Genomic DNA, 12,326 nt, shown 5'->3' on the forward strand with positions numbered 1-12,326 from the left:
AGATAAGATATTATAATAATTAAAATTTTATAAAGAATGTAGGTATGAATATGCAAGAGTATAAGATTGGACAGCAAGTCTTAATCCACGCCTATAAACATGATGGAACGTTATATCGTAGCTGAGAATATGCAGAAGTTTATGATATAACAGACACACATTTAATTTTAGTAAATAAAAATGTAACAATTACTGAAATTAATGGAAGAAAATGACAAGCAGTAGAACCAGCACTATGAATATTTAGCCGCGGAGGATGACATAACATCATTTGCATGTTAAAAGGTAACGGCGTGCAATATTACTGCAACATTGCGTCACCATATGTTATAGAGCAAAATACATTAAAATATATTGATTATGATTTAGATATTAAAGTTTTTAGTAATGGCAGTTATAAAATATTAGATTTAAAAGAATTTAATCGCAACCGTTTAAAAATGAAATATACACAAGAAATTACAGAAATTGTGTGAAATGAGATCGATAGTCTAAAAAACCGTATTAAAAATAAATCTGATTTTTTTGATACAAAATATATTGAAAAGTTATATAAAAAATACAATGACAAACTATTACAATTTAAGAAAAACAAAAAATGAGTAGAGAAGAATAAATAATTCAAAAACTATCATTTTTATTTTTTTTTGTATAAAATATATTTACAAATTAATAAATAATTTTTTGATAAATTTGTAACAAGTATTTAGTATCAAAATTAAGTTAATTTGAAAATTTATATAAATTTGGCATTATATTAAATTAATTAATAAAATGGTATAATTAAACCATAATTTTTATAAATAATAAGAGGAGATTTTATGAAAAAATTATTAAGTATTTTAGGTTCTCTAGGTATCGTTGGAATGGCTGCAGCAACTGTTGTAGCTTGTTCAACAATCGCTGATGAAGCAGTATCAGAACCACCAAGAGATGAACAAGTAGTAAGAGTTTCTGACTTAGCGAAAGAAATTCAACAAGAAACAGCAGTATTAATGCAACAAAAAGCAGAAAAATATGAACCATCTACAGCTATATTAAATATGTTAGCAGATGAGTATAATAAAGGGGAAAATTCAGGATTTCCACATAAAATTGATGCATCATTATTAGAAGCTTTTGAAAGAGACATTAACACTTCTTTAAGAAATGATTTTACAGAAATGGGAGCTAAATTCCAAGCAATGGGAAAATATGCTAACATTTTAAATGGTTTTGCGTCAAGTGATATCATTAAAGGGTTATCATTAGCAGTTGTTGATTTAAATGAATTAGATTTAGAAGCTCTTGTTTTGGCAAAAGACTTTTCCTGATCAAGATAAATATCTTGAAAAAGCAAAAGAATTGGGGCAACCATTTTATTTAAACCTAGATTTTAAAGTTAATTTCCAATTTAAATCACCAGAAGGTTTAATTCAAGATTATTCAAGTCAAAACACAGTTGTTAACTCATACTTTGTAAAAGATATTGTTTTATTTGAAGATATAATTGATTGAATTCAACAAGACTTACCAAATTATCAAGATAAATTAGCTAACTTTGCAATAACTGAAGATGATTTTACAGGTGTTTCAGCATTTTCAGACACAAGTAGATTACATGATTCTGCAAGTGATTTAGTTAATAGATTAAAAGAAGCTTTTGGAGAAAATGTAGATAAATTAGAATTTACAAACATGACTTATAATTCAAATATTTTTGATAATAAAGATATGTTTTCACCAACAAACGGTATGATTTATAGAACTCACAGTTACTTATTAAGTTATAATGATCCATTAGAAAATGCTATGTCAACACCAATATTTACAAATGAAACAACAATGGCAAATGTAGCAGCATATAACGATATGAATGCAACAGATAACTATGACTGATTCTGAACTGGTGAAAATGATTATGGGGATAAAGATGAATTTGTTAAAAACTTCTTATATGGAACAGCTCAAGACGTTCAAACTATAGTTGATCAAGAAGATAACAATGGTGTTCTAGGGATGGCACAACCAGGTGTTTTATCATATGATAGAAACTATAATACAGGTTATACATTCAAATATGAAGGTAAAGCAATGGAAACAGGTGCTGGATTAGATGTAAAATACCATGAACCTTTAAAAGAATTTTATTCAAAAAACATTGATAAAAATTTCTTAAACGAAGAAACTAAAAATCAAATTAAAGTACAAGATGATTATGTTATTACTAGTGGTGCAAATCCAGGAATCTTTACTGATACAACAGTAGTTGATGCAGGAACATCTGGAATTCTTTCTTGAACTTATGAAGGATTACCATTACCAAAAATTGATAATATTTCAACATTTATATTAACAAACGAAGCAAAAACTTTAAATGATAACTATAAAGAAGTCGGAGCATTAGCTTATGATTTATTTATTCAAGGAGTTGAAGGTGGTAAAGCAACAAGTATACTTTCAAATATGTTTGATAACTCATTTGCGCAAGTAAATGTAGATCAATCATACGCTGGAACATCACACAGAGGTGCTTCATACTTGAAACTTTCAGAAGAAGATTTTGATATAATTGCTGGAGACACAAGTAAAAATGGTAATATCAACAAAGTTATACCTGCATTTGTTGAAAAACAATTAGAAAATGTTGATAATCCATTAAAGGGTGAATTAAATGTTTCTTATGATTACAACACTTTACAAGAAGTTAATCTAACAGATATTCAATCAGCAGATTCTAATTCAAGCATTATTGCAGCAAATCTAGAGAATTTAGAAAATAACGATTCAAACTACATTCAAAGAATGGGATCATTCTTCCACAACCCAGTTGTTTACATTGGTCAATTTGGATTTGCTTTAAATAGTTTCAATTATTTCTTAGAAGATGAACAAGCTGCTAAAGACTCAATGAGATTTAACTTAGGAACAAATGAAATTATATTAGCTAAAAATACAAAAACATCTGCATATCACGGATATACAGGATCATTATTTAGCTAATAATAATTTAAATAATTAATAAAAAATACTCTTAAGAGTATTTTTTTTATTTTATAGACTATTTGATAGTTAAATATAGCTTAATTATTATATTTATATATAGTCAATTTTGCTTAGTAATGCTACCATGTTATAATAAAGCGAAAATTAAATATCTTTATAAAAGTATTATGTCTATTAACGCATGAGGTTTTTATGAAAAAGTTACTAAGCATACTAAGTTCAATTACTATAATAATTTCCACAGCGGCAACTGTAATCGCTTGTGCTCCTTCAAACAATGAAATTTTAGAAAAAACAGAAAGCCATAAAAATTTTTTACTCTTAAGAGATATTTCAAAAATTATAAATAAAAAAATTATACAATGAATGAAGCAAAACGCAGAATATATTAAAGGTGATAATTTAGAGTTAGATTTTCTTAAAAATATTTTTGATAAAACTGAAAAAGAAGATTTTCCAATAGAAATTAAGCCAGTTGATTTTAAAAAAAACAATTGAGAGTATAAATTTAAAAGCTAAAGATGTTTTATTTGAAATTTCTAAAGAAATTTCAAAATATGATCAATTTAGTCACTTGTTTATAAATTTAGATCCAGAACAAATTATTAAAAAAATTAACTTTAAAAATTTTTATATGCAAAACTTTAATTTAGCTCAAAGTGTTTTAGAAAGAAAACACATAGAAGGCTGAGAAGATATGTTAATAAAGGCAGAAACTATTGATAAAAGTTTTAATTTATTTGTTAATTTTAATATCACTTTTTCATATATGGAAAACAATACTTTATATGAATATTCAACACAAGATTCAATGGCTAATTTATATTTAACTGAAGATGTAGAACTTTTTGAGGAAGTTATGATATGACTGCAACAAGATTTGCCAGATGTTTGAGAAATAATTAAAAATTATGGATTAACATTTGAAGGACATAAAGGGATAGAATCTTTTTCATCTGTTGAAAAATTGTATGATGAAAATGGAGATATTATCAAAATAGCTAAAATTTCTTCTATGGAAGATGGTTCAAACCCTGACATTGAAAAGTTTAATATAATTAATGTTGATTATAGTTCAACTATATTTAGTTATAGTGATCCTGTTAAATCTCAAACAAATTCATTTTTATATGATGAAAGTTTTATCAAGGCTAATCTCCCATATGATTCTCCTGATGATGATCTTAGATATAAACCAATCCTAAACAACAGTTCCCTAATGTCTAATCTAGTTAATTATAATAATTTTAAAGGAGAAAACGCTTATTGATTAGAAGGAAGTGATGGAGATATTTCGTTTGATTTTGGAACAAAAGAAAGTTTTATTGAAGTTGGACTATATGGAAACATTTTAAATGCTCAAGACTTAGTTGATTCAAGAAACGGAGACGGAGTTCTGTGAGGAAAAATTCCAGGAATATTGTCGTATGATAGAGAATATAATATAAATTATCAATATAAGTGAGAGGACAAAACCTATTCTACTGGTAATGGTTTGCAAGAAAAATACCATCAACCTCTATTAGAATTTTATGAAAATAAAAATGATTTTAAATTTATAAATGAAAATGTAAAAGATCGTTTAAATGTTCAGAAAAATTATAAAATTGAATCTGGAAGTGATGAGGGTGTGTTTACTCAAACAAATCTTGTAGATGGGGGACAAACTTCAATTAATTTTTGAACGTATGACAACCTTCCATTACCAAATGTTGATAACATAGCAACATTTATAATGACAGAAAAAAACAAAACTTTAAATGACAGTTATCGTGATGTTTTAAGTTATGCTTATGACATTATTATTGAAAAACAAAATGAAAATGGATTTGCTACAAGTATTATGTCTAATGTCTTTAGAAATTCAACAATTTATTATTCATTATTTTATAGAATGGGTTTATATTTAGATAAAAATTTTAGACAAGGTACAAATTCAATTATTCTTAAAGATAAAGACTTTCAAGTAGCCTCTGAAAATCCTAAAAAACCATCAAAAGTTATTGATGCTATTTTTACACAACAAAAAAATAAAATTGATAAAATGCATTCTTGAATCCCAAAAACTTACATGGTTTCCTTCGGTAGTGACAGTTATTTAGATATAAAAGGAATTACTAAGTTTCAATCCGAATATAATAATGTATTATATATGAAAAACAATAGCTTAGATCGGGTAAACCCTAATTGATATGAAAAGGCTTCAAATCCTTTAGAAAATATTATTATTTATATTGGTGGAATAGGCTTTCCAATTCACAATTACAATACATATAAGAACAACAAACAAGAACTTGCACGTTGAAATTATGGAACAACAAACTTTACGTTTGTAAATGAAACAAAAAATGCAAAAGCTAAGTATTCCGGATATATTTTTTAAAACACCACAAACACACAAAAGTAATGCGTCTTTTATAAGGAAATATTTTCTATGTTATAATTAAATTATAGTAAATATTATCATAATTAATATCTTTCTTCAAGATAAATAAAGAGGTTTTAATGAAAAAATTATTAAGCATATTAGGTTCGATCACCATTGTTTCCAGTGCTGCAGCAACTGTTATTGCCTGTGCACCAATAAATCAAGATTCTAGAGAAGAATTGGAAGATAGTGATACACCACTTCTTTTAAGAGATATTTCAAAAATAATAAATAGTAATATTAATAAGTGGATGAAGAACAACGTGGAATTTTTTGAAGGTCAAGATTTAGAGTTGTTTTTACTTAAGAATATATTCAATAAAGCTAATAAAGATGATTTTCCCATAAATATAAAACCAGAAACTTTACACAATACAATTGATGACATAAATTTTACAGCGGTAGATGTATTGTTAGATATTTCTAAGGAAATTTCAAGCTATGATCGTTTTAGTCATTTATTCCTAAACTTAGAACCAGAACAAATAATTCAAAATATTAATTTTAAAAATTTTTATATGCAAAATTTTGATTTAGTTGAAATTGTTTTAGAAAGAAAGCACATTGATGGATGGGAAGAGGCTTTAGCAAAAGCAGAATCTATTTCTAATACATTCAACCTTTTTACAAATTTTAATGTCGTTTTTTCATATGTAGAAAATCGTGAATTAAAACAATACAGCACTAAAGATTCAATGTCGAGTTTATACTTAACTGAAAATAAAGAAATTCTTAAAGAAGTTATTTTTTGACTACAAAAAGACATACCTAATGTTTGAGAAATAATTAAAAATTATGGACTAACATATGAAGGACACAAAGGTGTTGAAGCTTTTTCTTCTGTTGAAAAGCTATATGAAGATGATGGTGATATTGTTGATATAGCTAGACTTTCTACAATGGAAGATGGGTCTGCTCCAGATATTAGTAAATTTAATGTACTTAATGCAAATTATGAAACAACAGTTTTTAATTATAGTGACGTTATAAAATCTCAAACAAATTCAATGTTGTATGATGATAGATTTACTAAAAATGGTTTGCCTTGAGATGATCCTGATAGTGATTTTAGAAAAAAGCCAGTTGTTAGCAATCATTCTTTAATTTCAAATATGGTGAACTATAATACTTTTAAAAAAGATGAAGAGTACTGATTAGAAGGAAGTGATGGAGATATTTCGTTTGATTTTGGAACCAAAGAAAACTTTATTGAAGTTGGGCTATATGGAAACATTATGAATGTTCAGGATTTAGTTGATTCAAGAAATGGAGATGGAGTTTTATGAGGAAAAATTCCAGGAATTTTGTCTTATGATAGATCATACAATACTTATTATGAATATATATGAGATAAAAAAACTTATACAACTGATTATGGTTTACAAGATAAATATTATTATCCTTTATCAGAATTTTATAAAAAGAAAGAAGATTTAAAATTTGTAGATGAAGAAACAAAAAATCGTTTAACAGTTCAAGATAATTACAGAATAGAGTCGGGAAGCAATGAGGGAGTATTTACTCAAACGAACCTTGTAGATGGTGGTGACACATCTATTATATTTTGAACATATGACAATATTCCTTTACCCATGGTTGAAAATATAACAACATTTATAATGACAGAAAAAAACAAAACTTTAAATGACAGTTATCGCGATGTTTTAAGTTACGCTTACGATATTTTAATTGAAAAACAAGATGGTTCTGGATTAGCTACAAGTCCTATGTCAAATATTTTTAGAAATTCAGTGACACATAGATTAATGGCTTATAGAGCAGGTTTAATTTTAGACGGTAATTATAGGTTGGGGACTAATTCAATTATTCTTAAAAGTGAAGATTTTGATAAAGCATATGAAACACCTAGAAAACCATCAGAAGTTATTGAAACTATTTTTAATCAACAAAAAACTAAAATAGATGAAAAATATTCTTGAATTCCTGAAAGTTATATTTATTCTTATAAAAGTGATAATTACTTAAACAAAAAAGGAATAACAGATTTTGTAAATAAACCTATGGATGTGTTATACATGGATGATGATTATTTAGATTTTTCTAATCCAAATTGAAAACAAAAATCATCTAATCCCTTAGAAAATGTTGTAATTTATATTGGTGGAATTGGCTTTCCTATTCATAATTACAATACATATAAAGGAAGCAAAAAAGCGATAGCGCGTTGAAATTTAGGTACTACAAACTTTACTTTTGTAAAAGAAACAAATGAATTTAAAGCAAAATATCTAGGATATATTTTCAATTAAAATAATCATTATTTAGCGAAGAATATCACCATTTATTAAATTTATCTATATATGTTAAAATTAGTAAAATTAAATATTATTTTAACAATTTTTGAAGAGGTGCTTTATGAAAAAACTATTAAGTGTATTAGGATCTTTAGCAATTTCCGCTATGACTGTTGCCACAGTAATAGCTTGTTCCACGTTATCGTATGATACAGAAGAACCTGAAAACCTTCAACAATTGTTAGATGAAATATCTATTAAGATAAATAATGACATGCAATATTGATTTAAGCAAAACGGTGAAGTTTTTTTTGCTAATCAAAAGGACCTAGACTTTTTGCGTACAAAATATAATAATGCAGAAGGGGAATTTCCGGTTTATATTTTAAGTACCGATTTACCAGAAACATTTAATAAGTTTATGCAAGCGGCAAAAAATAAATTTTATGACCTTGGTAAAGAGCTATTATATTCAGCTAAATTTGGGCACTTGTTTACTGGATTAGAACCAAGTCAAATAATTGATGTTTTAGAGTGAAAAGAGTTAAAACTAAATGATTTTGATATTGTTAAAAAAGTAAATGAGCATTCATCTCAAGAGGGATATTCAGAAATGGCTTTAAAAGCTGATAGCATAGCTGACAGTTTCCAAATTTCTGGTAAATTTAAAGTTATTTTCAATTTTGTAATCGGTGATCAAAAGAATACTCATGTAACACCATCAAATTTTTTTAATACTTATTTGACAAATGATGTAATAACATTTCATGAAGTTTCAAATTGAATAAAAAAAAGACTTCCCTAATCTTGAATACATATTAAAAGAGCATGTTTTAACTTATAAAGGACATGACAAAGTTGATGATTTTGATAAAGTGGAAGAACTTTATCAAGAAAACGGAGATATTTTAAATGTCTTAAGTACAAATCCAAAATTTGATAAAAGTAAACTTAAAGTAGAAACATTGAAGTATATATCATCTTCAAAGGGTATAGGTACTGCCACAACTTATTTGGACAGAATAGGAGTTAAGGGTGATACACCCTTAAGTGATGAAAGAGAAAACCCCGTACCCAATATTGGAGACGGGAGTATTGTTCCATATTTAGCTGGATTTAATTCTATGCTTAATGAAAAAGCAACAGGTATTGATAATCCTGTTTCATTCATTGAAGATTTAGGCAAAAAAGAGTCATTTGTTAATACTGTATTGTATGGTTCATCTGCAAAAATCAATGATTCTGACAAACGAGACCCAATTTTTTGAGACGAAATGCCAGGAATTTTGGCTTTTGATAAAGAATATAAACAATCTTTTATAGGAAAGAATTTAGAAAAAGAAGATTCAGAAGGTATTCGATATAATACAAATTTAAAAGAAAATTATCTTACTCCAATTAAAAATTTTGTAGAAGATGTTCAAACATATAAATTTTCAGGCAATATACCTAAAGAAGAAATTATTGTGCAAGATGAAGTTGTTATTTTAGCTGGAGAACCAAATGAAGGTGTTTTAACCGAAACAAATGTATCTGATGTTGGGCACATTAATTTAGTGCAATGATTTTATGATGGATTACCCTTAGACTTAGTAGAAAATGTGCCTTTTATTGCCACACCTACAAACAACAAACCTATTGAAAAACTATATAGAGATATTTTAACTTACGCCTATGATTTATTTATTGAAGAATGAAATGGTGGTTCAGAAGACAGAGCAACAAGTTTATTAAACAATATGTGAGCTGACTCAAATAACACTTGAAATAATAATCCTAATACATTTACCTTAAGTTCAGGCGCAGGGGAAAGAGTGCGATATGATGGTTTAAACTTCTTTATACTTAACAATGATGATTATGATAAGTATAACCGTTTTGGAAATGCTGGCCCCCCAATTATTGATGCAGTTGATTATGTTGTTAAACAACAACATAATTCAATAAAAGATAGCCATACATTAAAACCAGAATTGTTAGTTTCTCAAAATAGAAATATGGAAGCTCATAATCCAAGTATTGAAAGCAATGTTGTTTATTTAAAAGATCCAGAAATTAAATATACAGGTTTATACGCTTTAGAAAGTAAAATTAATTCTAAAACACCTAATTGAAGAAATTATTTAAGTAATATTGCTAACAACATTACTTTGAATATTAATGGTATAGACTTTGCATTGAATAATTATAATTTATGACAAAATAATTCAGAATCTACATTAGAAATAGCCCGTTGAAACCTAGGGATGTCAGCATTAGGTGGTATAAAAGCTAGTGCAACTGTAACTCCAAAATATACAGGAAATATCTGATAATTTTTAATATTATAACAATTTAGCTTTTGTGTATTAAAATCCTCATCAAAATATATTTATTTATTATATGTTATAATAAATAAATATACATTAAATTTTTATTTAATAATATGAGGTTTTATGAAAAAATTATTAAGTTTATTAGGTTCAATGGCAATAACTGGTGTGACTGTAGGGACAGTTATTGCTTGTTCAAACTTAATTGCCCCAACTGAAGCTCCTGAAAATTTAGATAAACTGTTAGAAGAAATATCAATAAAAGTTAACAATGAAATGCAATATTGGTTTAAAGAAAATACGGAACTTTTTTTATCTAATGAAAAAGATTTAGAACTTTTACGTAAAAAATATGATGAAGCTGAAAAAGGGGGAGGATTCCCGGCGCCTATTGAATATACAGATGTACCAGATACATTTAACCAATTTATAAATTCAGCAAAAGAAAAATTTACAGAAGTTGGAAAAGAATTAATATTATCTGCTCAATTTTCTCATTTATTTACAGGTCTTGAAGACCATGAAGTGATTGAAAATTTAGATTGAGAAGATTTAGTTTTAAATGATTTTGATATTGTGGAAAAAGTTAATGAAAATTCTGAAGCACCTGGTTATAAGGACATGGCTGCTAAGGCTGAAACTATAGCTAATACTTTTCAAATTTCAGGTACTTTTAAAGTAAATTTTAATTTTGTTGTTGGTGATCAAAAAAGTTTATATACAACACCTTCAAACTTTTTTAATACTTATTTAACAAAAGATATTGATATACTATATGAAATTTTTACTTGACTTAAACTAGAAATCCCAAACATTGAAGAAATGTTAAATAGTCATGTTCTAACTTATAAGGGTTATGACGCAGTAAATCATTTTAATAGAGTGGAGGAGCTTTATCAAGACGGTGGAGATATTTTAAAAATTTTAGAAAAAGATCCAAGTTTTGATCCTGCAAAATTGGACATTAAATTTTTAGAATATAATAATAAAGATTGATATGGTATTGGTACAGCGACAACTTACAATGATGTCACGTTGGAAAAGCGCGACACCCCAGAAGCTGATTGAAGACAAAATCCGTTTAATTGAACAATTTCAGGAAGTGTTGTTCCCTTTTTAGCTGGTTTTAATGGTATGGCATCAGAAAAAGAAGTTTGAGGTTCTTCATCAGTTAATTTTAGTCACCTTTTAGAAAAAAAAGAAAATTTTATTGAAACAATATTATATGGTTCATTAGATGATATTCCAGAAGCTCTAGATCCAATTTTTTCAAGTGACATGACGGGAATTTTATCTTTTGATAAACAATATAGCCAAACATTTTTAGGTAAAGATCTATCTAGGGACGGCAAAACAATTACTTATAAAACTAAGTTAGATGAACATTACTTATCACCTCTAAAAGAATTTATGAATGATATTGATAAGTATTCATTTTCAGGTAATGTACCAAAAGAAGATATTGATGTGCAAGAAAATATTGTTATTCCAGAGGAGGGTGTGTTAACACAAACAAATGTATCATCTTTTGGTTATGTCAATTTTGTACAATATTTTTATGATGGATTACCATTAAATTTAGTTGAAAACGTTCCTTTGATAGCGGTTCCAACAAATAATAAATCTTTAGAAGCGTTATACAGAGATATTTTAGATTATGCATATGATTTATTTTTAGAAGAAATAGATGAAAATGGTAAAGCAACAAGTTTATTAAATAATATGTGAGCGCCTGCAAACAATAGTTATGAAAGTGAATCATATTCATTTTCACCTTTGGGAGATAGAAGAGATGGTACAAATATTTTTATATTGGACCCAGAAGATTTTGAAAAATTTATAAATGATAAAAATAAAAGAACAAATTTTGTAGAAATTATAGATCATGTTATAAGAGAACAACATGAAAAAATTTATAATGCACGTCCTTTAGAAATAGATTTATCAACTTCAGTTGATAGTAAACTTCCCCCAATTAATGAAGCTAATGGCTTAGTCACTTCTACTAAACTTGTAGACAAAGATGAGTCATACGAAATTTGAGTTGAGACTTTGGAAGATTTAGAAGAAAAAAACAAGTCATGAAGTACACAACTAACTAATATTTCTAATAATATTATCTTAGATATCAATGGATTAAAATTTGCTATTAATAATTATAATTTATGAAAACCTAATTTTATGGATCTTCAAGGTATACCTCGTTGAAATCTAGGGACCTCAACTTTAGCTGCAATGAAAGCCACAGATTCAATACCTAAAAAATATTCAGGCACAATATGAAGTTAAAGGTAATTATTCAAAGGTAATACATCCTTTTTTAACTATTTCCACAAAAGGAAATAG

The 12,326-nt window shown here is 27.0% G+C and carries 9 protein-coding genes; all 9 read left to right on the plus strand.

Annotated features, from left to right (window positions below; genetic code table 4):
- Positions 1–50: 50 nt before the first annotated feature.
- On the plus strand, positions 51–620 hold the full coding sequence (locus NPX79_RS02250; protein WP_381414817.1) for a DUF402 domain-containing protein: 570 nt from the start codon (positions 51–53) through the stop codon (positions 618–620).
- A 201-nt stretch (positions 621–821) separates the two neighbouring features.
- On the plus strand, positions 822–1,322 hold the full coding sequence (locus NPX79_RS02255; RefSeq protein WP_381414818.1) for a lipoprotein: 501 nt from the start codon (positions 822–824) through the stop codon (positions 1,320–1,322).
- Positions 1,288–2,982, plus strand: a complete 1,695-nt coding sequence (locus tag NPX79_RS02260; protein WP_381414819.1) for a hypothetical protein — start codon at positions 1,288–1,290, stop codon at positions 2,980–2,982. The genes NPX79_RS02255 and NPX79_RS02260 overlap by 35 nt, the downstream gene beginning before the upstream one ends.
- Before the next feature lie 195 nt (positions 2,983–3,177).
- Positions 3,178–3,504, plus strand: a complete 327-nt coding sequence (locus NPX79_RS02265; RefSeq protein WP_381414820.1) for a lipoprotein — start codon at positions 3,178–3,180, stop codon at positions 3,502–3,504.
- Complete coding sequence (locus NPX79_RS02270; protein ID WP_381414821.1) at positions 3,461–5,368, plus strand: hypothetical protein; 1,908 nt, start codon at positions 3,461–3,463, stop codon at positions 5,366–5,368. The genes NPX79_RS02265 and NPX79_RS02270 overlap by 44 nt, the downstream gene beginning before the upstream one ends.
- A gap of 122 nt (positions 5,369–5,490) precedes the next feature.
- Positions 5,491–7,683: a lipoprotein gene (locus NPX79_RS02275; RefSeq protein WP_381414822.1), complete on the plus strand. Its 2,193-nt coding sequence runs from the start codon at positions 5,491–5,493 to the stop codon at positions 7,681–7,683.
- A 106-nt stretch (positions 7,684–7,789) separates the two neighbouring features.
- Positions 7,790–8,473, plus strand: a complete 684-nt coding sequence (locus tag NPX79_RS02280) for a lipoprotein (protein ID WP_381414823.1) — start codon at positions 7,790–7,792, stop codon at positions 8,471–8,473.
- A 70-nt stretch (positions 8,474–8,543) separates the two neighbouring features.
- Positions 8,544–9,983, plus strand: coding sequence for a hypothetical protein (locus NPX79_RS02285; RefSeq protein ID WP_381414824.1), 1,440 nt, complete (start codon positions 8,544–8,546; stop codon positions 9,981–9,983).
- A gap of 120 nt (positions 9,984–10,103) precedes the next feature.
- The gene (locus NPX79_RS02290) at positions 10,104–12,269 is read left to right on the plus strand and encodes a lipoprotein (RefSeq protein WP_381414825.1); all 2,166 of its coding nucleotides are present in this window, start codon (positions 10,104–10,106) and stop codon (positions 12,267–12,269) included.
- Positions 12,270–12,326: the final 57 nt, after the last annotated feature.

The sequence above is a fragment of the Spiroplasma endosymbiont of Anurida maritima genome (genome assembly GCF_042465095.1).
Classification (GTDB): Bacteria; Bacillota_I; Bacilli_A; order Mycoplasmatales; family Mycoplasmataceae.